The organism is Flaviflexus massiliensis (assembly GCF_001375495.1).
GTDB lineage: Bacteria > Actinomycetota > Actinomycetes > Actinomycetales > Actinomycetaceae > Flaviflexus > Flaviflexus massiliensis.
This window is the reverse complement of the sequence record NZ_LN831058.1, coordinates 1,181,942-1,203,204: the sequence shown is the minus strand read 5'-3', so window position 1 is coordinate 1,203,204 and position 21,263 is coordinate 1,181,942. Positions and strand designations below refer to the sequence as shown.

General features: G+C 58.6%; 21 protein-coding genes. 3 read left to right on the top strand and 18 right to left on the bottom strand.

The features are described from left to right. Window positions 1-5: 5 nt before the first annotated feature. From BN1241_RS09575 to BN1241_RS09555, 5 genes are read right to left on the bottom strand one after another with little or no spacing between them, the layout of a single operon-like run. Window positions 6-1,355, bottom strand: coding sequence for a TRAP transporter large permease (locus BN1241_RS09575; RefSeq protein ID WP_054953371.1), 1,350 nt, complete (start codon window positions 1,353-1,355; stop codon window positions 6-8). Continuing rightward, window positions 1,352-1,954 (bottom strand): TRAP transporter small permease, encoded by a 603-nt coding sequence (locus tag BN1241_RS09570; protein WP_077138348.1) that lies wholly within the window; start codon window positions 1,952-1,954, stop codon window positions 1,352-1,354. Before BN1241_RS09570 ends, BN1241_RS09575 begins: the two co-directional genes overlap by 4 nt. Next, window positions 1,951-3,027, bottom strand: coding sequence for a C4-dicarboxylate TRAP transporter substrate-binding protein (locus tag BN1241_RS09565; protein ID WP_054953370.1), 1,077 nt, complete (start codon window positions 3,025-3,027; stop codon window positions 1,951-1,953). The genes BN1241_RS09570 and BN1241_RS09565 overlap by 4 nt, the downstream gene beginning before the upstream one ends. Next, entirely contained in the window at window positions 3,020-3,820 is an 801-nt protein-coding gene (locus tag BN1241_RS09560; RefSeq protein WP_054953369.1) for a carbon-nitrogen hydrolase family protein, read from the bottom strand. Before BN1241_RS09560 ends, BN1241_RS09565 begins: the two co-directional genes overlap by 8 nt. Then, on the bottom strand, window positions 3,817-4,563 hold the full coding sequence (locus BN1241_RS09555; protein WP_054953368.1) for an HpcH/HpaI aldolase family protein: 747 nt from the start codon (window positions 4,561-4,563) through the stop codon (window positions 3,817-3,819). The genes BN1241_RS09560 and BN1241_RS09555 overlap by 4 nt, the downstream gene beginning before the upstream one ends. Before the next feature lie 106 nt (window positions 4,564-4,669). Here BN1241_RS09555 and BN1241_RS09550 point away from each other — a divergent pair, with 106 nt between their 5' ends. Then, complete coding sequence (locus BN1241_RS09550; RefSeq protein WP_054953367.1) at window positions 4,670-5,341, top strand: GntR family transcriptional regulator; 672 nt, start codon at window positions 4,670-4,672, stop codon at window positions 5,339-5,341. Window positions 5,342-5,588: 247 nt separating this feature from the next. On the opposite strand, the gene BN1241_RS09545 is transcribed toward BN1241_RS09550, so the two are convergent. The 10 genes from BN1241_RS09545 to pyrH all read right to left on the bottom strand — a co-directional run bounded on the left by BN1241_RS09545 (window position 5,589) and on the right by pyrH (window position 16,189). After that, the gene (locus BN1241_RS09545; RefSeq protein ID WP_054953366.1) at window positions 5,589-7,388 is read right to left on the bottom strand and encodes a proline--tRNA ligase; all 1,800 of its coding nucleotides are present in this window, start codon (window positions 7,386-7,388) and stop codon (window positions 5,589-5,591) included. 219 nt (window positions 7,389-7,607) lie between these two features. Then, a complete protein-coding gene (locus tag BN1241_RS09540; RefSeq protein WP_054953365.1) occupies window positions 7,608-8,456 on the bottom strand; it encodes a GNAT family N-acetyltransferase in 849 nt (282 codons plus the stop codon). Beyond that, window positions 8,456-9,625: a flavodoxin-dependent (E)-4-hydroxy-3-methylbut-2-enyl-diphosphate synthase gene (ispG, locus tag BN1241_RS09535; RefSeq protein ID WP_077138347.1), complete on the bottom strand. Its 1,170-nt coding sequence runs from the start codon at window positions 9,623-9,625 to the stop codon at window positions 8,456-8,458. Before ispG ends, BN1241_RS09540 begins: the two co-directional genes overlap by 1 nt. Before the next feature lie 88 nt (window positions 9,626-9,713). Then, complete coding sequence (locus BN1241_RS09530; protein WP_054953363.1) at window positions 9,714-11,009, bottom strand: M50 family metallopeptidase; 1,296 nt, start codon at window positions 11,007-11,009, stop codon at window positions 9,714-9,716. Next, window positions 11,006-12,193 carry a 1-deoxy-D-xylulose-5-phosphate reductoisomerase gene (gene dxr / locus BN1241_RS09525; RefSeq protein WP_054953362.1) on the bottom strand — a complete coding sequence of 396 codons (1,188 nt, stop codon included), beginning with the start codon at window positions 12,191-12,193 and terminating at the stop codon, window positions 11,006-11,008. Before dxr ends, BN1241_RS09530 begins: the two co-directional genes overlap by 4 nt. Beyond that, a complete protein-coding gene (locus BN1241_RS09520; protein WP_054953361.1) occupies window positions 12,190-12,738 on the bottom strand; it encodes a DivIVA domain-containing protein in 549 nt (182 codons plus the stop codon). The genes dxr and BN1241_RS09520 overlap by 4 nt, the downstream gene beginning before the upstream one ends. Beyond that, window positions 12,738-13,907 carry a dual-specificity RNA methyltransferase RlmN gene (gene rlmN / locus BN1241_RS09515; protein WP_054953360.1) on the bottom strand — a complete coding sequence of 390 codons (1,170 nt, stop codon included), beginning with the start codon at window positions 13,905-13,907 and terminating at the stop codon, window positions 12,738-12,740. The genes BN1241_RS09520 and rlmN overlap by 1 nt, the downstream gene beginning before the upstream one ends. Window positions 13,908-13,963: 56 nt before the next feature. Next, a complete protein-coding gene (locus BN1241_RS09510) occupies window positions 13,964-14,854 on the bottom strand; it encodes a phosphatidate cytidylyltransferase (RefSeq protein ID WP_077138346.1) in 891 nt (296 codons plus the stop codon). 1 nt (window position 14,855) lies between these two features. Next, window positions 14,856-15,413: a ribosome recycling factor gene (frr, locus tag BN1241_RS09505; protein ID WP_054953359.1), complete on the bottom strand. Its 558-nt coding sequence runs from the start codon at window positions 15,411-15,413 to the stop codon at window positions 14,856-14,858. Window positions 15,414-15,421: 8 nt separating this feature from the next. Next, on the bottom strand, window positions 15,422-16,189 hold the full coding sequence (gene pyrH, locus BN1241_RS09500) for a UMP kinase (protein WP_054953358.1): 768 nt from the start codon (window positions 16,187-16,189) through the stop codon (window positions 15,422-15,424). Between the two features lie 239 nt (window positions 16,190-16,428). Between pyrH and BN1241_RS09495 the strand changes: the two genes are divergently transcribed. Beyond that, on the top strand, window positions 16,429-16,866 hold the full coding sequence (locus BN1241_RS09495; protein ID WP_054953357.1) for a GNAT family N-acetyltransferase: 438 nt from the start codon (window positions 16,429-16,431) through the stop codon (window positions 16,864-16,866). A gap of 245 nt (window positions 16,867-17,111) precedes the next feature. Here BN1241_RS09495 and BN1241_RS09490 read toward each other — a convergent pair whose 3' ends face one another. The 3 genes from BN1241_RS09490 to BN1241_RS09480 all read right to left on the bottom strand — a co-directional run bounded on the left by BN1241_RS09490 (window position 17,112) and on the right by BN1241_RS09480 (window position 20,427). After that, complete coding sequence (locus tag BN1241_RS09490; RefSeq protein WP_054953356.1) at window positions 17,112-17,594, bottom strand: DUF456 domain-containing protein; 483 nt, start codon at window positions 17,592-17,594, stop codon at window positions 17,112-17,114. Window positions 17,595-17,834: 240 nt separating this feature from the next. Next, window positions 17,835-19,232, bottom strand: coding sequence for a class II fumarate hydratase (locus tag BN1241_RS09485; protein WP_077138345.1), 1,398 nt, complete (start codon window positions 19,230-19,232; stop codon window positions 17,835-17,837). 79 nt (window positions 19,233-19,311) lie between these two features. Beyond that, window positions 19,312-20,427: a GuaB3 family IMP dehydrogenase-related protein gene (locus BN1241_RS09480; protein WP_054953871.1), complete on the bottom strand. Its 1,116-nt coding sequence runs from the start codon at window positions 20,425-20,427 to the stop codon at window positions 19,312-19,314. A 58-nt stretch (window positions 20,428-20,485) separates the two neighbouring features. Between BN1241_RS09480 and BN1241_RS09475 the strand changes: the two genes are divergently transcribed. Continuing rightward, complete coding sequence (locus tag BN1241_RS09475) at window positions 20,486-21,208, top strand: exonuclease domain-containing protein (protein WP_054953355.1); 723 nt, start codon at window positions 20,486-20,488, stop codon at window positions 21,206-21,208. The last annotated feature ends 55 nt before the right edge of the window (window positions 21,209-21,263 follow it).

Below are 21,263 nucleotides of genomic sequence, written 5' to 3'. Positions count from 1 at the left end.
TCTCCTTAGTTAGCACCCGACAGGTTCGGGATGAACGTGACGATGTCGGGGAAGATGATGAGGATCGCGACAACTATGAGGTCGGCGAGGATGAAGGGGACAATGCCGCGGAAGGTGGTGCCAAGACCGACTTCCTTGACCGTTCCCGAATAGACGAAGGCATTCATACCGACCGGCGGTGTAATGAGCGCCATTTCCGCCACCTTGACGATGAGCACGCCCAGCCAGATCGCGTCGAATCCATAGCTGGTGAGGATGGGGTGCAGGAGCGGGGCGGCGATGAGGATCATCGAAATGCCGTCCAGGAACATCCCCATGGGAATGAGGATGGCGAGGCAGAGCGCGAGCACAACGTAGGGCCCAAGATCTGCCGAAATAACTGCATTCACGAGAGCGGATGACGCACCCGACAGCGCCAGGAAGTAAGTGAAGACTCCCGCGCCTGCCAGCAGCAGGAATGTCATGGACGTCAAACCGATCGATTCGATGAGCGATTCCTTGAGTGCACCGAGTAGCTTCGAAAAACGGGTGCGAAGAATGAGAATGATCAGTGCCGCGAGCGCACCGAAGGAGGCAGCTTCGGTCGGTGTTGCGACTCCGGCGTAAATCGTCCCGATCGAGACTCCGAAGATTACGACCAGGTATGCGCCGCCCATCCAGTCAGCCTTGATCTTGCTGGCTTCCTTCGCGGCAGCTTCCTCACGCTTGATGGGAGGATCATCCGTGTTCGCGGTCTTCTTCCGCTCACGCAGAACAAGAAGAATGATCGTCACGCCATAGGCGAGGATGGTAACAAGCCCGGGTCCGATACCTGCCAGAAGCAGCTGACCGATCGACTCTTCCGTCACAACCCCGTAAAGCACGAGGACAATCGAGGGTGGGATGAGAACTCCGAGAGTACCACCCGCACTCACAACACCCGCAGCGAGCTTGACACTGTGGCCGGCCTTAACGATCGCATCGGTTGATACGCGAGCAAGGGTCGCAACAGTGGCAACAGAAGAGCCCGTCACTGCCGCAAACAGGCCAGAGCCTGCGAGCGATGCGAGAGCAGCACCACCCGGAAGCTTCCGCAAAAGCCGGGAGGCGATATCGAAGCCTGCCTGGGCAAGACCCGATTTCACCGCGAAGATACCCATGAGGATAAACAGCGGGATAATGACAAGAGAGAAGTCTGCCGCTGAGGAGAAGGGAGAGTTTGCTCCGGTTGAGATTGCCGCATTCGTGGAACGAAGCATGACAACGCCAACCATTCCGGCAAGCATGAGCGACAGGCCCACATGGAAGCGAATCGCGAGCAATACGAGGAACGTGACAATGACGGTAATGAGTGCCGTTACGGCTGCTCCGCTCATGATTCCTCCCTTTCATTCGTAGCCGTGTAGCCCTTGTTCACCGTGCCTGTGAACTCTTCGGCTTCAAACTGGGCCTGCTGAACAATGACTGAGTCGCCGTCGAGGCCAATACCGTCCCTCATATCCAGGAACTCATTAATCGATTTCCAGATCGCAACGATGAAGAACAGGACGAAGGATGCAACGAGAGCTCCCTTCGCAGGCCACGTCGCAAGCCTCAAAATGCCGTTCGTCGTTTCCATGCGATCGAAAGCGGAAACCATGCTGTCCCACAGTCCCCAGCTAAGGACGAGCCCGAGGAGGGCGAGGAGGACGGTCCGTAGCGCGGCAAGAGCGATGCGGAGTTTTGCTGGCAGGTTCATTTCCACCAGGTCAACCGAGACATGCCTACCATCGATTTCTGCCGCGGCAAGCCCCAGGAATGCAATCGCGACGAGTGCGAGGGTGGAAATATCGACGGCGCCAACGATGGACTTGTTGGCAGTGGTACGCCCGAGGACGTCACCAACGGTGAGGAAAATAAGGAACAGGAGCAAAATTCCCGAGATCACAACAAGTGCCTGGGAGATGATCTGCAGGGGCTTAGGAATGGTTCTCACAGTGTGCCTCCCATGCAAGCCACGAGCGGATCGTCGTAGTCAGACTTTGTTTCCTCGTCTGCCAGAATTTCGCGGTAGTCGTCGAGAACCGATTGCGCGTCGTAGCCGCGCTCATCGTAGCGCGCGACCCACTCGTCGGCGATCTTGGATTCTTCCGCCCACGCCTCGACATCTGCATCGCTGAAAGAAATGAACTCTGAACCGGCTGCATCCAATTCATCGCAAGCAATTTTTGCTGCCACATCCATTTCTTCCAAACCAAAGTCGATACCCATGGCAGATGCCTGGTCGATAGCGTCCTGGTATTCCTTGGGCATGGACTGATACAGCTCCTCGTTGATAACAACGATCGAGCTTGAATAGGCACCGATCCCCGGATCAACGATGTACGGACTGACCTTGGTCAGGCCAAAGGTTGACAGGTTTGCAAGAGCGAGTGCCGTGTAACCGTCAACAATTCCACGCTCCATGGATTCGTAAATATCCGTGGCTGTCATTGCCACCGGATTGACGCCGGAGTCGAGCAGCACTTCGGAAGCGAGACCGCCCGATCGGATTGACCGACCGGAAAGATCATCCGGGGAATATGCGGGCTCGTTGAGGCCCATCGCCATGATTCCCAAAGGTAGCGGGAAGAGGAGTCGCACGCCCTGCCTGTCGAAGTCGTCCCGATAGCCGGGGCTCTCCTCGTACAGGCGAAAAATGGTCCTCATATGGGCCTCGGGGTTCTGGGTTTCGAACGGCAGCTCGATCACCGTGTACATCGACAGGTCGGATGCCGCATAGATCGATCCGACCTGCGCAACATCTGCACGCCCATCAAGAGTCGCCTGCACGGTTTCATCAGCACCAACAAGGCTTTGCGAATAGTGGAAGACCACCTGGACTTCGCCGTCCGTCAGCTTCTCAACCTCTTCAGCCCATCGCTGTGCCGACCGTGACTGGTCGGATGAGGAGCTCGAATATGTCGTGTAGTGCAGCACGTACTCGGCATCGGATTCGCTGCAGGCGGCGGTGGTAGCCAGCGCAAGGCCGGCGATCAACGTCGCCGCCATTCCCTTGCGCCTAGCCATCAACGACCTCAACTTTGTAACGGCGCAGGCTGAGAGCGGGGTTGGTCTTCCGAACCGCTGCGAGGCGCTCCTGTGTGAGCGTGGCAGAACCGATTCCCTGGATCTCACCAACCTGGGCGAGTGCAATACCCATGGGGTCGAGGATCGCAGACTGACCTGCACCGTGCGGGGCGCACTGGTCGGCTGCGAGCACGTAGACCGTGTTTTCGATTGCGCGGGCCCGGATGAGGGTATTCCAGTGGTATTCCTTCAGCGGTCCAGGCACCCATTCGGCGGGCAGTGCAAGGACGTCAGCACCAGTATCAATCAGTGCGCGCGAAGTCTCGGGGAAGCGCAGGTCGTAGCAGGTCTGCATTCCAACCGTGAATCCATCGACCTTGAATACGTCACCGTTACCGGGATCGGCAGCGAGCACGCGGTCTGATTCCTTATATCCAAATGCGTCGTACAGGTGGACCTTACGGTAGGTTGCCTTCACTTCGCCTTCATCGATTCCGACGAGGGTGTTGTACACGTGGGTCTCGTTCGCAACCTCGTTAATGCCAGCGACAAGGGCGATGCCAAGTTCAGCGGACAGGCTCTTCAGAAGCGAGACCGCGGGACCATCAAGCGTTTCTGCACTTTCGACGAATCGCATATCCATGGTTGCCACGGTGAAGATTGCGTATTCGGGCAGGACTGCAAGTCGAACGCCATCGCCCGCTGCTTCACGCACGAGCTTTTCAATGAGCTCGAGGTTCGCGGCCTTATCGTCGGAGGGGCTGTATTGGAGTACAGCGGCTTTCAAAGTCATGAGTTCTTCCGTTTCGTCATGGTGTGGAAATTGTTCAGTGTCTGGGTAAATCCATTGAGAATCGCGCCGTACTGCATGGCGAGAACAATGGTGGATGCGCCTTCTACGTAGGCGAGTTTCTGTTCTGCTTCGCTCCATGCCGGCAAGATCCAAGGCTTGTTTGCCTTCTTTGCGGCATGTGCGAGATGACGGATATCTGCGAGATCCGCTTCGGTCACGCTGTAGGCGCCGCGATCAACGCGGAGGCTCAGGTCGGAGGGGCCAACAAAGATTCCGTCAACGACGTCAAGCTCGAGGATTCCGTCAACCTGCTCAAAGGCAGAAGCATCCTCAATCATGGCGTAGCACTTGGTTTCGGTATCCTGAGCCGTCACCCATTCGTCAGTGAATCCCCGGTAGTTCGAGGTGCGACCACCGGCGAAGCTACGGTCGCCGAGCGGCGGGAACTTTGCGTAACCACAAACCGTTCGTGCGTGCTCGACTGACTCGATGTGGGGAATAGCAACCGCATTCGCACCAAAGTCGAGGGCCTGCTGGATGGGGCCACGCTCGGGTCCCAGGACCTTGACGATCACGTCCATGCCCCGGGCTCGAATGCCGGGGACCAGCCAGTCCAGTGCCGCCAGATCAAACAGTCCGTGCTCAACATCGAGAACGACGGTGTCGTAACCGGCTAGCTTTGCCATCTCTACTGCGGCCGTTGATGGTTCCGTTAACCATACGCTCAATGCAGGAAACGTCATTGCTCTCCTTCCATAGGGCCGGACAGCGTTGCCCGACTCACACAGTGTAGACGTAATGTATACATGAGATGTATTCAATGTCCATCCCGTGGAGTATGCTGTCCCCATGGATCAGCTAAGCGAAACCGCACCAGCCCGGGGACCTCGGCGGGTTTCAGCGAGTGATCGAGCCTACGAATGGATTCGTGACGCAATCCTGACCGGAGTGTTCCAAGAAGGTGACTTCCTCGATGAAGTCGACCTGTCCCATGAGGTTGGCACCTCGCGCACACCCGTGCGGGAGGCGTTGCACAAGCTCCAAGCAGAGCGCTACATCGAGATCCTGCCCCGCCGTGGAGCACAGGTTCACGTCATTAGCGCCCGCGAACTCGAAGAAGTGTACGCAACTCGGCTTGTCATTGAATCTCACGCGGCTTCTGAGATCATTTCCCAGGGCAAACAACTCCCCCCATCAGCGATGTCTCTCGTCCAAACTCACCACAGTGCGGGACTCGCACGCGAGTGGAACAAGTCCGCTCAATTGGACCAAGAAATTCACGCACTCATCGTTGCGCAGGCAGGCAATGAGGTTCTGTCGGGACTCTATAACAGCCTCCGTCCGCAGCAGGTGCGTCTCGCAGTCCGCACCATTTCGACAGCGCCCGATCGACTCGCCACAATTCACGCTGAGCATGTCGAAATCGTGGAAGCTATCAACAACGGGGAGCTCGACGTTGCCCTCGATGCTTTGAAGCGGCATGTGACCAAGATTCCGTCACTCATGCAGACTTTCAAATAGCTCACGAATCCCCGCGTCCCATGGACTGATAATCCATTGAACGCAGATTCGAGTACGCAGTCTTCCAGATAGTCCCAAGATCGCAGATCTGCGTTTGATGGAAGTTTCCGGCCTCATAGAAGAGGTCCGCTCAGTCCTTGAAACTTCTCTCCAGACACTATTTACTCCACATTTCTGGAAGAACAAAGAGGTGTGGGGCTGCGTCCTAATCGGACACAACCCCACACCCATCAGTCAGACGTGAAGATTACTCTCCGTGATCAGCTAGATCCTTATTGAGGATGTCAGAGAGCTGTGCGACAGCTTCATCAACACTGACCTCAGTTGATTCACCGGTCGCGCGGTTACGGATTTCGACCTTGCCGTCGGCAAGTCCGCGGCCCACCACGAGTCCGTACGGGACACCGAGGAGCTCGTAGTCCTTGAACTTCACGCCGGCCGAGACCTTCGGACGATCGTCGTAAATAACGTCGAATCCGGCCTTGGTGAGGGCGGAGCTCAGTTCTTCGGCCTTATCGAAAAGCTCATCTCCCTTGCCCGTGGCGAGAACGTGAACGTGGGCGGGTGCGATGTTGATCGGCCAGATCAATCCGAGATCGTCGTGGTTCTTTTCCGCGAGCGCAGCCAGCGCCCTTGATATTCCAAGCCCGTACGAGCCCATGGTGACAACCTGGGACTTGCCATTCTCGTCAAGAACCTTGAGGTCGAGAGCTTCCGCGTACTTGCGACCAAGCTGGAAGATGTGTCCAATTTCGATACCGCGGGCGAGTTCGAGTGCTCCGGAGCCATCTGGGGCAAGGTCGCCTTCGCGGATCTCGACGGCCTCAATGGTTCCGTCTGCTTCAAAGTCGCGTCCGTAGACGAGGTTGAAGACGTGTTTGCCCTCAGCGTTAGCTCCGGTCACCCAGGCTGAACCGCGTGCGATCCTCGGGTCGAGGAGGTAGCGAACTGAACCGGAGATGTTGCCGTCTTCGTCGGTCACTCGCTTGTCCGAGTTGGGTCCGATGACGGTGGGGCCGATGTAGCCGGGAACCAGCTCCGGATGATTCTTCAGATCCTCGGGGCCTGCGACCTCAACTTCGGCGGGTGCGAGGGCTGCCTCGACTCGCTTCAGGTCGACATCGCGATCACCGGGCAGACCAATAACGACGACTTCGCGTTCACCAGTGGGCTGAGTGAGGGTAACGACGACGTTCTTCAGGGTCTCGGATGCCTCCCACGAGGTATCCCTCAGGTTCAGTCCGTTCGCGGCCTCCAAGAGAGCCTCGATCGTGGTCGAGCCCGGGGTGTCGTAGACCGCTGCTTCGGGCACGTCGGAGTAATCGACATCCTCAGCGGGAGGTGTGGTGACTGCCTCGGCGTTCGCGGCATAGCCGCCCGGTGAGCGTACAAAGGTGTCCTCACCGATTGAGGTGGGGTGCAGGAACTCTTCGGACTTGGAGCCACCCATGGCTCCTGATACTGCGGAGCAGATGACGTAGTCGAGTCCGAGACGGGTGAAGATCTTCTCGTACGTGTCCCTCATCGTCTGGTACTGGATATCCAGCCCATCGTCACGAACATCAAACGAGTAGGCGTCCTTCATGATGAATTCGCGGCCACGGATCAGACCCGCGCGTGGACGTGCCTCGTCACGGTACTTCGTCTGGATCTGGTAGAGGTTGACCGGTAGGTCCTTATACGAGGAGTACAGGTCCTTCACCAGAAGGGTGAACATCTCTTCATGAGTCGGTGCCAACAGGTAGTCGTTTTCCCTGCGGTCCTTCAACCTAAACAGGTTGGGACCGTATTCTGCCCATCGGTTGGTTGCCTCGTAGGGTTCACGGGGCAGGAGCGCAGGAAAGTGCACTTCCTGTGCACCGGAGGCATCCATTTCCTCCCGCACAATCCGTTCCACCTTGCGGAGCACCTTGAGTCCCAGTGGGAGCCAGGAGTAGATGCCGGGGGCGGCGCGGCGAATGTAGCCGGCGCGCACGAGAAGCTGATGCGAGGGCACCTCGGCATCTGCCGGGTTTTCACGCAGGGTACGGACAAAGAGATTCGACATTTTCAGCACCCATCTAGCATACCGAATCATGACCGCTATCGTTTCCCACCAATAATGTATTCACTGGCAGGTCGCCGATCTCATTTCCATCCTCGAAAGCAGGCCTCAATTCGAAGACAGGTCCACGCAGCCCAGGTTGACACTTAGTTCCCTGCTGCTCACAGAGCCATTGCTCGCAAAACTAGCTACCAGTCCGCTAGACCAAACGTGTGCAGATCTTTATAGGAGGACCGTGGCGAACTCGCCAACCTGGTGGAAGCCGACGCGGTCGTAGACTTTGAGGGCGGCATGGTTGTAGGAATTGACGTAGAGGGAAACGGTGGGAGCAATGTTTGTGCGCACGTGCTCCACGACGGCAGCCATGGCACCCGTCGCAATCCCCGTTCCTCTCAGGTCCGGAGCCGTCCACACTCCTTGAATTTGTGCCACACCGTTGTAGAGAGCACCAATATCGGCCTTAAACTCAACCCTTTCGTTCCCATCCGGACCAATTCCTGTCCGGATGAGGCTGTGTCCCATACGGCACAGCTCGTACACGCGAGAAAGATATCCTGGGCCGTAAGCAGTTGGGTCGTAACCGACCTCCTCGGTGAACATGGCGACAGCTGCCGGTGCCACGATCGGAGCATCCTCGATCCGTGCGGGACGCACAGATGGATCTGCCTGGACTTTGAGTTCCCCGGCGACGAGCGAGGGCTGACTGGCACGTACCTCAACTTCGTCTGCGCTCCAGTAGTCCCTGAGCATCTCCCACAGATCCAGCACCTCGTCGGCGTTGCCGACAATGGAGGAGCATTCCCTTGGTCTGTTCAAAGCAAAGTCCGCATACAGGAGCCGGTCAGCATGGTTGGTTCCCACCGGCACCATGTTTGCTCCGTACCAGACGGTGTTCTGGAGCTCGCCACGTTCCACAATGCCGAGCATGCGGGACGATCCTAGTCCCAGGCTATCGACGTGAACCGCTGCCAAGACGGATGCCACGGGGTCTTGGGCTAGATGCTGGAGAACTGCACTCCGATAGCGGCCCGAGAGCCTCGTAACCTTACGGCCGGATGATCCCCACAGCATCAGACAATGACGTCCGGGCTAACACCCTCAGCCGATTCCAGCCCCAGCTCCTCGGCGACAATGCGGGCGCGAGAGATCAGTGCATCCACGATCTCATCTTCAGGAACGGTCTCCACGACTTTACCCTGAACAAAGATCTGGCCCTTGCCATTACCTGAGGCAACACCAAGGTCTGCTTCACGGGCTTCACCGGGGCCGTTGACAACGCAACCCATGACAGCCACGCGAAGCGGGAAGGTTACGTCCTTGAGTCCCTCTGTTACCTTCTCAGCGAGGGTGTAAACGTCGACCTGAGCGCGACCGCAGGAGGGGCAGGAGACGATCTCGAGCTGCTTTGGTCGAAGTCCGAGGGAACGCAGAATCTGCTCCCCCACCTTGATCTCCTCCACCGGAGGGGCGGACAGCGACACTCGGATCGTGTCACCAATGCCCTGAGCAAGAAGGGCACCAAAGGCAACGGAAGACTTGATTGTGCCCTGGAAGGCAGGGCCAGCCTCGGTGACTCCAAGGTGGAGGGGCCAGTCCCCCGCCTCCGAAAGGAGTTCATAGGCCCGCACCATGACCACCGGGTCGTGGTGCTTTACGGAAATGGCAAAGTCGTGGAATCCCGCTTCCTCAAAGAGCAGAGCTTCATTCACAGCGGACTCGACCATTGCCTCAGGAGTTGCTTTGCCGTACTTCTTCAAGAGCCTGGGATCGAGCGAGCCGGCGTTGACGCCGATGCGCATGGCTGTCCCGTTCAGGTTTGCTGCCTTAGCGATCTCGGGGATCTGGTCATCAAACTTCTTGATATTTCCCGGGTTCACCCGCACTCCCATGCCGGCATCGATAGCAGCAAACACGTAGCGGGGCTGGAAATGAATATCGGCAACCACGGGGATCGTGGACTGCTGAGCGATAACTTTGAGTGCGTCAGCATCCTTATCGGTCGGGCACGCGACCCGCACAATATCGCATCCCGCAGCGGTGAGTTCAGCGATCTGCTGGAGTGTGGCACCAATGTCGTGGGTCTTTGTCGTCGTCATCGACTGCACAGAAATGGGAGCATCCCCACCCACGTAAACATCCCCGACTTTGATCTTGCGGGTCTTCTTCCGTGGAGAGAGCACGGCAGGCTCTTCATGGATCTTTGGCATTCCCAGCGAAATTGGTTCACTCACGCATCCCATTATGGCACTGCAGAACGGATTGTGTTGGGTATCTCTAACTCGCGAGCACAAGCTACCAACTTGCGCGATCCAGTCCTGTCGTCAACCGCTAGAGAATCGTAATCGGATTCGCAATGTCGACAACAATGAGGATGACTGTCATGAGCACGAAAGCCATGGCAACCCCGTAGCTGAGCGGCATAAGCCGTGCCGTATCGGCAGGTCCCGGGTCTGGTTTGCCTCGGAGCTTTGCCCACTGGCGCCTTGCCCCCTCGTAAAGGGCTCCCGCAATATGCCCACCGTCGAGCGGCAGGAGCGGCAGCATATTGAAGGCGAACAGCGAGATATTGAGGGCGATCAGGAGGTTGATGAGGTCCGCGGACTTCTCCACCCCAGAATAGCCTTCAATATCGGATCCGGTGATCTGCCCAGCCACTTGGGCGACTCCGATGATACCGACGATGCCGGTCTGGTCGCGCTCCTCGCCGCTCACGAAGTCGTAGGTGAGGTTCCACAGCTGCTGCGGAAGACGAATAATCACTCCCCCGGTCTGCCACAGCATATTGCTGATATAACCAGGCACCTCCGCGAGAGACTGCTGTTCCAGACCGACTGCAGGAGAGATACCAACGAAGGGCACGGTGTGAGTAAGTTGCTGACCGTTCTCGGTGATCGGGTTCCCGTTGACATCGATCATGGGACGCTCCTGCATGACAGGAGTGACCGTCACGGTCATCGCCTCCCCATCGCGCACAATCTCCACGGTCGTGGGGGCTGCTTCTCCCCCGGCGATGGTTTGTTGAACGTCGTTCCAGTCGTCCACTTCGACTCCGCCCCAGGACACGATCACGTCGCCGGGTTGGAGCCCTGCCTCGGCTGCAGGCCCCCTCGGGTCCTCATCTGTGCATTCGGTCGCGCTCACACATTCGGAGACGGTACCGACCTGGGCGAGCATGGCGGGGGCGCCAATCCCGACCAGGAGGACGATGGAGAGGACGATGGCGATGAGGAGGTTGACGAAGGGGCCACCGAACATGACCCCAAGCTTTTTGGGAGCCGACAGTTTGTAGAAGGCATGTTCTTCTTCGCCCGGTTCAATCTGTGCGGTGGAGACCTGGCGAGCTTCTTCCGCGAGGGTGAGCTGGCCTTTACGGTTGTAGATCTTGGTTCCCTCTTTCGAGGGTGCGTACATGCCCGAAAGGGTAACGAAGCCACCGAGCGGTATTGCCCTGATCCCGTACTCGGTTCCCCGAATCGTCTTGGAATAGATCGTTGGCCCAAAGCCAATAAAGTACTTGGGTACTTTCACTCCGAAGCGTTTGGCGGGGATGAGGTGGCCGAGTTCGTGGAGCGCGATCGCAAGAATGATCCCAACGAACAGGACAAGGAATCCTGTGATGCTCACGCTGCTAGTTCCCCTGCTCTCTTTCGCGCCCACGCCTCCGTCTGATCAACGGTATCGATCGTGATCTCGGAGGGAGATACAAACTCATTCAAAACTCTGGCAACAAGATCCGTGATCGCGAGGTACGCGATCCTGCCCTTGAGGAACGAGTCAACCGCGACCTCGTTCGCGGCGTTGAGTACTGCCGGATGGAGGGGACCTGATTCGAGTGTCTCCTTGGCCATTGTCAGTGCCGGGAAGGTCTCGTGATCAACGGGTTCGAAAGTCCACTGCGTGGGGCTATCCCACGCGCACGGGGTCGCAACCCCGACCAATCTTTCCGGCCAGGTGAGGCCGAGGGCAATGGGGAGCTTCATGTCGGGCGGCGATGCCTGTGCGAGCGTCGAGCCGTCGATGAATTCCACCATCGAATGAATGACCGACTGGGGGTGAACGACGGGAACGATCCGGTCCGGTGCAATATCGAAGAGCAGGGAGGCCTCGATCAGTTCGAGGCCCTTGTTCATGAGGGTCGAAGAGTTGATCGTCACGACGGGACCCATCGCCCACGTGGGGTGCTTGAGGGCGGCCTCGGCAGTGACATCCTGAAGCTCGCTCCTGGTCTTCCCTCGGAAGGGTCCGCCCGATGCCGTGAGGATGAGGCGTGAAACTTCGCTATGGCCGGTCACAACCGGGGAGGTGAGTCCCTTCTCGTGGCGTCCCCCGAGCAACGCCTGGGCGATTGCGGAGTGTTCGGAGTCAACGGGGACAAGCTGTCCGGGACGCACCATTGCATCCTTGACGAGGCTTCCACCAGCAACCATCGATTCTTTGTTCGCAAGAGCCAGGGTGGCACCGGAACGGAGCGCTGCAAGCGTGGGGCGAAGCCCGATGGATCCCGTGATTCCGTTGAGGACGGTTCCGTTTGGGACGAGGGTGGCAAGCTGTTCCGAGGCACCGGGACCGGCAATGATCTCTGCCTTCGCACCGGCTACACTCAGTGCCTGTGCGAGCTCATCGGTCTTGGTGTCATCGGCAAGAGCAACGACTGGCACGTTGAAGCGGGCGGCCTGTTCGGCAAGGAGGGTGAGGTTTCCTCCCCCGGCAGACAGTCCTTTGATCTCGAACCGCTCGTGTTCTTGGGCGACCTCGAGTGCCTGAGTGCCGATGGATCCGGTGGATCCGAGGATAACGATCTCATTCATTCGACTGCCCGAAGAACAGCGCTCGCCCGATCAAGATAGGCATCGACAACCGGGATCGAATAGGAGCGCGACTTGAGCCGGGTTTTGAAGGCTGCGGAGCTAATGTCCTCCGCGGTCATTTCCACCCGCCCATCAAAATACTTCGCGAGACTGTCCAGCAGATCGTCAACCTCTGCACGATCGTAGCCCCTGCCTTTCTTCGGTGCGTCGAATCGTTCACCGCGTGGGCGATTGAGTCTCGGGTAGAGGGAGGAGGCAGAGTCGTAGGCTTCGGACAACCAGGCTTTCGTTCCCGAAGTGGAAACAACCTGGGCGCGCTTGCGTTGCCAGCAGGCCTGCTCGAGACGATTGAGGGCCTCGTCGACATCGTCAACGCGGTAGCCGTTGCGAGACATGGGGAACGCGACGGTGCGGATCCGCTCGATGTCGAGCTCTTCGGGTAGTTCTTCCTGCTGGTAGAGTTCCCGGGCTTCCATCAGGAACGTATCAACCGCGTCAATATCGTAACCCTGCTTCCAGTTCCCCGTTGTCCTAAACGTCGCCACTACGCCTGACCTTTCTGGGCCACCAACTCCGCTGCTAGCTGGCCGCACGCACCATCGATATCCGAGCCGCGAGTGTCTCGGATTGTTGTCTGGATCCCATTATCACGCAGGGTTTGGACGAAGGTGTCTTGGGCGCGCTTGGTTGACGAGGTCCAGATCGAACCCGGGGTGGGGTTGAGCGGGATCGGGTTGACGTGAGCCCAGCCGCGGCCGCGCTTGTTCAGCTCATCAGCCAGTGCCTGTGCACGCCACTGGTGGTCGTTCATGTCCTTAATCAGTGCGTATTCGATCGAGACGCGGCGACCGGTCTTGACGAAGTAGTCGCGGGACGCATCGAGAAGTTCGGTGACCTTGAAGCGAGAGTTGATCGGGATGAGGTCATCACGCAGATCATCATCGGGGGCATGGAGGGAGACGGCGAGTGTGACGGGGATGCCGAGGTCCGCAAGCTTGTTGATGCCGGGGACGAGACCAACCGTGGAGACGGTGACGCCGCGGGCAGACATACCGAAGCCCGATGGGGCGGGATCGCAGATCCTGTGGAGGGAATTGAACACTGCTTTGAAGTTGACCATGGGTTCACCCATGCCCATGAACACAATGTTTGTGAGCTTCACCTTTTCGCCGAGGTCACCGCGTTCGCAGGCAAGGTGTGCCTGGCGGATCTGTTCCATGATTTCAGCGGTGGAAAGGTTGCGGGTGAAGCCCTGCTGCCCAGTCGCACAGAAAGGGCACGCCATCCCACATCCGGCCTGCGAGGAAACGCAGAGGGTGGCCCGTTCCGGGTACTTCATGAGAACCGATTCGACCATGGCCCCGTCATACATCTTCCACAGGGACTTGATTGTTGACCCGCCGTCCGCTTCCAGGTCACGCACCTTCTCCAGGAGGGGTGGGAAGAGGACCTCGCCGAGGCGCTCACGGTCCGCTGCGGGCAGGTCCGTCATTGTTGACGTGTCAGCATTGCGGTGCACGTAGTACTGGCGAGCAATCTGGTCCATGCGGAAACCGGGGATCTCCAGTTCCTCCGCGAGTTCCTTCCGTTCTTCAACGGACAGGTCAGCGAAGTGGCGGGGCGGCTTGCCGCGGCGCTGGGCTGTGAAGGTCAGGACGGGACGGGGTCCCGATTCGACTGCGGGGCGGACCTGGCGGGGCTTTGAGTTACTCACCGCCCAAGTCTCTCAAAAGAAGGGAAGACTTTACACCCGGTAAACAGACAGGTAGCTCACGCGCCGAAGCCACCCGTGGCGGCCAAGAGCAGGATGTAGACGACGGGGGCGCACACGAGGACAGAGTCAACACGGTCAAGGACACCGCCGTGTCCGGGGAAGATCGATCCCATGTCTTTCACACCAAGGTCGCGTTTCAACAGGGATTCAGCAAGGTCACCGGCCGTTGCTGCGATCGTGCAGGCAATGCCCAGGATGATCCCCCACCACCAGGAAATGTCGAGAGCAAAGTGGGCGCAGACGATACCGATGAGGACCGCGAGGGTAATGGACCCGGCGAATCCTTCCCAGGATTTCTTCGGTGAAATCGAAGGCGCCATCGGGTGCCGACCAAAAAGCACGCCAGCAAAGTATCCGCCAGTATCGTTCGCGACGGGGAGGACGACGAAGGTGATAACCGCCCAGGCACCGTTATCCATCCCCGCAAGCAGCACCGCGAAACCGCCGAGAAGACCCACCCAGGAGAGGGCGAACATGGCGGCGGCACTGTCTCGTGCCGCCCACTGTCCCCCGACCCTGATGCGCCATACCATGACGAGGAAGGCACAGAAGAAGAAGGACAGGAGCAGGCCAAGGTCTTTCCACACCCAGGCACTGAGCGGAATGATGACCGAGGAAATCCAGAGCGGAACGACGGGGATGTAGAAGTTGCGGGTGGAGAACGCTCCCGCCGCCTCCCACAGTCCGACAATCATGAACAGGCTGACAAGAACAACGAAGCTGTCGATCCAAACAAAGAGTGACAGCCCGACGACAGCGAGGAGTGCGACCGCGGTGATAATCGCGGCCGGCAAATTCCTCCCCGCCCGAGAGTCGGAGGGCGGGGGTGGCTTCGGGGGCCCGGGGGCGAGCCTGCCCAGCCACGCATCACCTCGTACCGCCTCCATATCAGACTTCGAGAAGATCCTTTTCCTTGGCTTCAAGGATCTGATCAACCTGGTCGGTGTGGCGCTTCGTCACGGCTTCAAGTTCCTTCTCGGCGCGTTCCACGTCATCTTCGCCCGCTTCGCCATCCTTCTTGATGCGATCGAGCTCTTCCTTGGCCTTGCGGCGCACGGAACGGATCGTGATGCGAGCATCCTCCGCCTTCGTGCGTGCCAGCTTGACGTAGTCGCGGCGACGCTCCTCCGTGAGCGGGGGCAGGTTGATGCGCAGGAACTGACCATCATCGGTCGGGTTCACACCCAGGTCAGATTCGCGCAGTGCGCGGTCGATGGCGGCGATGGCGCTGCGGTCGTAGGGCGAGATGGTGACGGTACGGGCCTCGGGAATGGCAACCGTTGCGAGCTGCTGAAGCGGGGTGGGTGCACCGTAGTAGTCGACGAGGATCGAGTTGAACATGCCAGCGTTGGCACGGCCGGAACGGATGTTAGAGAAGTCGTTCTGAGCAACCTCGATTGCCTTCTCCATTTTTTCTTCTGCTTCAAGCAGTACTTCTTCAATCATGAGTTGTCCTATTCCACTGGTGTTGATGAGACTACGGTACCGATCTTTTCGCCAAGAAGCGCGCGCGTGACGGCACCGTCTTCTCCCATGCCAAAGACCCGCATATTCATATTGTTATCCATGCACATGGAGAACGCGGCAGCATCCACGACCCGAAGTCCCTGACCTAGAGCATCCTGGTAGGTGACGAAATCAAGCTTTGTTGCGGTCGGGTCGACCTTCGGATCCGCTGTGTACACCCCGTCGACCCCGTTCTTGCCGACCAGGATCTCGTCGCACCCAAGTTCGAGGGCACGCTGAGCTGAGACGGTGTCGGTCGAGAAGTAGGGCATGCCGGCGCCGGCACCGAAGATGACAACGCGGCCCTTTTCGAGGTGGCGGATGGCGCGGAGCGGAATGTAGGGCTCTGCAATCTGCGTCATGTGGATTGCGGTCTGCACACGGGACGGCACTCCCGCGTGCTCGAGGAAGTCCTGGAGCGCAACGGCGTTAATCACGGTGCCGAGCATACCCATGTAGTCGGCCCGTGCCCTGTCCATGCCAGCATTCTGCAGTTCGACACCGCGGAAGAAGTTGCCGCCACCGACGACAATGGCAACCTCCACGCCCTTCGAGACCGCCTGCTTGATCTCTTCTGCAACGCGGGTGAGGACCTGAATATCAAGTCCGACGGCGCCGCCACCAAACATTTCACCCGAAAGCTTGAGTAGAACGCGTCGCACCTGGTCATTGTTATAGTCGCCTTGCACCGCCGACTTTTCCGTTGAGTTCGTCATGATGAAGCAGCTACCCTTCCGCTTAGTTTTATCCGCCTTTTAGCCTATCCGACTTGAGGCCGATAATCGTCTTTTCCGTGGCGTATCGTCGCCCACGAATTCTCCTTCCCCTCCCATTTGCCACGCACTTAGGCAGACATGTCGCCTACCCGATGGTTCTGGTTCCCGGAGTTTCGTCCACCCAGTTCCACTTAGGCGGGTGGCAGACTGGTTCCTGAATAGTCTTGGAAGGACATATCATGCCAGTTGAACTCATTACCGCACCTACCCCTGAAGTTATCGACGCGATCAACGAACTCCTGCCCCAGCTCACCTCCACCCCAACCCCGTTGAGCGAGGAACAGGTCGAGGCCTTTTTCAATCAGGACCGCACCTTCTTCTTCGCGTTCCGCAATGAGGAAACTGGCAAGATCAACGGCATGCTGACCCTCGCCACATTTATCATCCCCACGGGGCTTCGTGCCTGGATTGAGGATGTTGTGGTCTCGGAGGAAGCCCGCGGTCAGGGTGCGGGCCAGGCTCTCATCGAAGAAGCAATCGCATACGCGGACCACATCGGTGCCCGATCCGTCGATCTCACTTCCCGCCCCTCACGAGAGGCCGCCAACCGCCTCTACAGGCGGTGCGGCTTCATCCAGCGCGAGACAAACGTGTACCGCTACAAGAAGCAGAGCTAACCGCTCACCTCTATCTATCTGGCCTGAGCTCAGCTCAGAGCGACGAAGCAAATGGTGATGGGCATCTGCCAACCAGGTGCCCATCACCCGAATCCTATGAATCAAGAGTTCATCCAGTACTTGAATTCGTGCGGTTCTTGAACACCTGCAGTTGCTTGGCTCGTGCAGTTCCTGAGCTCGTACTATTTGTCAGCCCGCACAGTTCTTGGGTTCAGCCCCGGAAACTGGCTGTCATTTCACGCTATTTAGGTGAGGACGAGTCCGAGAACCCACAGACCGGCACTGAGAGTTCCCGCGATCAGTTCAATGAGGATTGAGAGGAGCACTCCCTTGAGCGCTGACTTTGTTTGCCGCCAGGCTCCCGCATTATCTTTCAGCCGGATCCACTCAGCGGTGTAAACACCCACGATAAAGCCGATCGGCATACCCACCACCGGGATGACAAAGAAGCCGATGAAGGCGAGGATGATACCCGCGGTTAGGGCACTCCAGGGTGCCCCCTCGTCTCGCATGAGTTTCGCTGGCAACACGAACGAAAGCACGTAAGAAAGAATGATGACAACAGCAACGGCAGCAAAGATGCACCACGCCGTTGCTGTTCCCACGGCCCAAGCCCAGATACCAATTGCGATGAGGATGATTGGGAGACCTGGGTAGAGCTGGATGATGGTGCCGATGATGCCAATGGCGATGGCAAGGCCCACGAGGATAAGACCGGGAAGTTCCATTCCTATAAGGTACTGCCCCACTCCCCCGTGCGATCAAATAATTCGCATATTCAACGAAAGAACTTCAGCAAAAGCGCATGCCACGGGATTGTCACCGCTCAGCGGCAAGGTAGCGCTCTGAGAGGGACGAGTAGCACTCTGGGAGTGAAAAGACTGTGTGCCCGCAAGATTGCGGGCACACACTCCACCAACGGTCAGTAGCATGTCAGCTCACTGACAGGTTTCGGATTGGAAGCAGTCCTACTTGGTTGCTGGGCGAGTCATCGAAGCCACATCGAGTGCAACATCGAGCTGGTCCTCCGTGATTTCACCGCGCTCCACATAGCCAAGGTCGATGACGGCCTGGCGTACCGTGATGTTCTCCTTGACAGAGTGCTTCGCGATCTTGGCTGCATTCTCATACCCGATGATGCGGTTGAGCGGTGTCACGATCGAGGGTGAGGACTCCGCCAGTTCCTTAGCGTGCTCCACGTTCGCTGTAATGCCATCGACGCATCGCTTTGCGAGCACCTCGGACACGTTGGCGAGGATGTTCATCGACTCGAGCAGGTTCTGTGCCATGACGGGCAGCATGACAAGCAGGTCGAAGTTACCCTGGGCACCAGCAAAGGCAATTGCTGCATCGTTACCGATGACCTGGGCCGCCACCTGGATCGTTGCCTCGGGAAGGACGGGGTTGACCTTGCCTGGCATGATCGACGAACCGGGCTGCAGATCGGGGAGATTGATTTCTCCGATGCCGGCACGGGGTCCCGAACCTGCCCAGCGCAGGTCGTTCGCGATCTTAACAAGCGACACGGCGACGACACGGAGGGCGCCAGATGCTTCGACGAAGGAATCCTGTGCGGCCTGTGCCTCAAAGTGGTTGGGTGCCTCCACGAAGGGCAGTCCCGTGTTCTCGGCAATGAGTTCGATGACGCGCTGAGAGAAGCCAGCGGGGGTGTTGATGCCGGTGCCAACTGCGGTGCCGCCCAGCGGGAGCTCCGCCAGGTGCGGGATCGTGGCCTCGACGCGGGTGATGCCGTTGCGGATCTGCTGCGCATATCCGGAGAATTCCTGGCCGAGCATGATCGGTGTCGCATCCATCAGGTGAGTACGACCAGCCTTGACAACATCCTTGAACTCTTCCGCCTTCCTCTCCAGCGACTCGGCGAGGATCGTCAGCTTGGGAACGACAACGCGGACCGCGGCCTCGGTGGCGGCGATGTGCATGGAGGACGGGAACACGTCGTTCGAGGACTGGGAGGCGTTCACATGGTCGTTCGGGTGGATCTCGATCCCCGAGTCACGCGTAGCGATTGTCGAAATGACCTCGTTCGTGTTCATGTTCGACGAGGTTCCGGACCCGGTCTGGAACACGTCGATTGGGAACTCGCCATCGTGATCGCCAGCGATCACCTGTTCCGCGGCTGCAGCAATAGCCTTTGCCTGCTCCTCCGTGATGACACCGAGCTCGGCGTTCGCGAGCGCGGCGGCGCGCTTCACTTGGCCGAGGGCACTGATGTGGTGAGAGGTGAGCGTCTTACCGGAAATCGGAAAGTTCTCGACTGCCCTCTGTGTTTGTGCACGGTAGAGGGCATTGATCGGAACCTGAACTTCGCCCATTGTGTCGTGTTCGATACGGAACTCTTCACTCACTTGTTTTCTCCTTTGATGTGGTGATGGCTCAATTGTCCCTCACCTGAGCTAAGAAAACACGGCGAATGGTCCCTCTCGTCTAGTCGGGCTGAACCACAATCTCAACGCGCTGGAACTCCTTGAGGTCCGAGTAGCCCGACGATGCCATCGCGTGCTTGAGTGCACCAACGAGGTTGAGGACACCGCGAGCGTTGTGCGAGGGCCCGAACAGGACCTGCTCGAGCGTTCCCTCGTCACCGACCCAGACTCGTTCACCTCGGGGCAGGTCGGGGTGGCGTGCTTCCGCACCCCAATGCCAGCCGCGACCCGGTGCCTCACTGGCACGCGCGAGGGCGGTGCCGAGCATGACACCATCCGCACCGCAGGCAAGAGCCTTCACGATGTCACCAGAGGAGGAAACCGAACCATCGGCAATGACGTGAACGTAGCGGCCTGCCGACTCATCAAGGTAGTCGCGGCGTGCTGCGGCAATGTCGGCGACGATAGTGGCCATGGGGGCGGCAACACCGATAGTGCGGCGGTTGGCGGACGATGCGCCACCTCCGTAGCCGGCGAGCACACCGGCGGCACCGGTGCGCATGAGGTGGAGTGCTGCCGTGTACGTGACTGCGCCACCGACGATCACGGGGACGTCGAGTTCGTAAATGAAACGCTTGAGGTTGAGGGGTTCTCGGTTCGAGGAGACGTGTTCGGCCGAGACGGTGGTGCCGCGAATGATGAAGAGGTCAACACCGGCTTCGACAACGGTGCGCCAGTGTTCCTGGGTGCGCTGGGGTGAGAGTGCTCCGGCAACGGTGACACCGGCGTCCCGGATTTCACTCAGGCGGGCGGTGATGAGTTCGGGCTTGATTTGTTCGCGGTACAGCTCCTGCATGCGCACACCGGCCTGTTCGGCAGGCATGTCAGCCAGCTCATTCAGCAGTGCGGTCGGATCCTCGTAACGGGTCCACAGGCCCTCAAGGTCGAGAACACCGACTCCGCCAAACTTGCCCATCGCGATTGCGGTCTGTGGGGACGTGACCGAGTCCATGGGTGCGGCCATGATCGGAATATCGAGATAGTAGGCGTCGATCTGCCACCCGGTCGACACATCCGAGGCATCTCGTGTGCGACGCGACGGCACGACGGCCACCTTGTCGAGTGTGTAGGCGACGCGCGCCCGCTTTCCGCGACCAATTTCAACCTCTTGTACCATTCCACCAGTGTAACGAGAGCCAACCGATTTTTGCCTCTCGCCCGCGTAGAATCGTGTCATGTCGACGCAAACACACTGGACCGCTGGACCGCTCGTTGGTTTTGATACCGAAACAACGGGGGTGAGTCCGCGCCATTCGCGTCTCGTTACCGCCTCTATCATCATCACCGGCGAAGAATCTCAGACTTTCGATTGGCTGACAGACCCGGGTGTAGAGATTCCGCGTGCGGCTCAAGATGTTCATGGTATTTCTACCGCTCAGGCTCGCTCCCAGGGCAGGCCACCTGCCGAGGTCCTCATAGAAATTCGCGACATCCTGGTTAGGCACATGGGGGCCGGTCATCCCGTTGTCGCCTTCAATGCTTCCTTTGATCTCACTCTCATGGAATTTGAGCTCGCACGTCACGGGCTTTCCACCATGACCGAGCTCCTGGGTCACGAACCCGCTCCCGTTCTTGATCCCCTCGTTCTTGATCGGATGCTCGACCCTTATCGAAAGGGGCCGCGCCGTCTCGAAACACTTGTCGGCATCTACAAGATTGATGCTGGCGGATTCCACGATGCTCACAACGATGTTGTGGCTACACTCCGACTGCTGCGTGCCATGATCAATCAGCACGCGATGCTCAAAGCCTCATCCTTGAGGAAGCTCCAAGAGCTCCAGAAGCAATCGCACGAGAAGTGGGCGGTCTCGTTCAACAAGTGGCTGGAAAGCAGGGGCCGGAAACCCGATGTTGATGCGTCGTGGCCACTGGCGAGCCCGCAGAATTCCGGCGACTGAGAGTCACGAGAGTTCACGTACCTCCACCCCCACCCCCGACCATCCAGATACAGCG

What these genes read in the sequence shown, in the direction of transcription:
- BN1241_RS09575 (WP_054953371.1), bottom strand. Translation starts at nt 1,355, where the DNA reads ATGAGCGGAGCAGCCGTAACGGCACTCATTACCGTCATTGTCACGTTC.
- BN1241_RS09565 (WP_054953370.1), bottom strand. Translation starts at nt 3,027, where the DNA reads ATGGCTAGGCGCAAGGGAATGGCGGCGACGTTGATCGCCGGCCTTGCG.
- BN1241_RS09560 (WP_054953369.1), bottom strand. Translation starts at nt 3,820, where the DNA reads ATGACTTTGAAAGCCGCTGTACTCCAATACAGCCCCTCCGACGATAAG.
- BN1241_RS09555 (WP_054953368.1), bottom strand. Translation starts at nt 4,563, where the DNA reads ATGACGTTTCCTGCATTGAGCGTATGGTTAACGGAACCATCAACGGCC.
- BN1241_RS09550 (WP_054953367.1), top strand. Translation starts at nt 4,670, where the DNA reads ATGGATCAGCTAAGCGAAACCGCACCAGCCCGGGGACCTCGGCGGGTT.
- BN1241_RS09545 (WP_054953366.1), bottom strand. Translation starts at nt 7,388, where the DNA reads ATGTCGAATCTCTTTGTCCGTACCCTGCGTGAAAACCCGGCAGATGCC.
- BN1241_RS09540 (WP_054953365.1), bottom strand. Translation starts at nt 8,456, where the DNA reads ATGCTGTGGGGATCATCCGGCCGTAAGGTTACGAGGCTCTCGGGCCGC.
- ispG (WP_077138347.1), bottom strand. Translation starts at nt 9,625, where the DNA reads ATGGGATGCGTGAGTGAACCAATTTCGCTGGGAATGCCAAAGATCCAT.
- dxr (WP_054953362.1), bottom strand. Translation starts at nt 12,193, where the DNA reads ATGAATGAGATCGTTATCCTCGGATCCACCGGATCCATCGGCACTCAG.
- BN1241_RS09510 (WP_077138346.1), bottom strand. Translation starts at nt 14,854, where the DNA reads ATGGAGGCGGTACGAGGTGATGCGTGGCTGGGCAGGCTCGCCCCCGGG.
- frr (WP_054953359.1), bottom strand. Translation starts at nt 15,413, where the DNA reads ATGATTGAAGAAGTACTGCTTGAAGCAGAAGAAAAAATGGAGAAGGCA.
- pyrH (WP_054953358.1), bottom strand. Translation starts at nt 16,189, where the DNA reads ATGACGAACTCAACGGAAAAGTCGGCGGTGCAAGGCGACTATAACAAT.
- BN1241_RS09495 (WP_054953357.1), top strand. Translation starts at nt 16,429, where the DNA reads ATGCCAGTTGAACTCATTACCGCACCTACCCCTGAAGTTATCGACGCG.
- BN1241_RS09490 (WP_054953356.1), bottom strand. Translation starts at nt 17,594, where the DNA reads ATGGAACTTCCCGGTCTTATCCTCGTGGGCCTTGCCATCGCCATTGGC.
- BN1241_RS09480 (WP_054953871.1), bottom strand. Translation starts at nt 20,427, where the DNA reads ATGGTACAAGAGGTTGAAATTGGTCGCGGAAAGCGGGCGCGCGTCGCC.
- BN1241_RS09475 (WP_054953355.1), top strand. Translation starts at nt 20,486, where the DNA reads ATGTCGACGCAAACACACTGGACCGCTGGACCGCTCGTTGGTTTTGAT.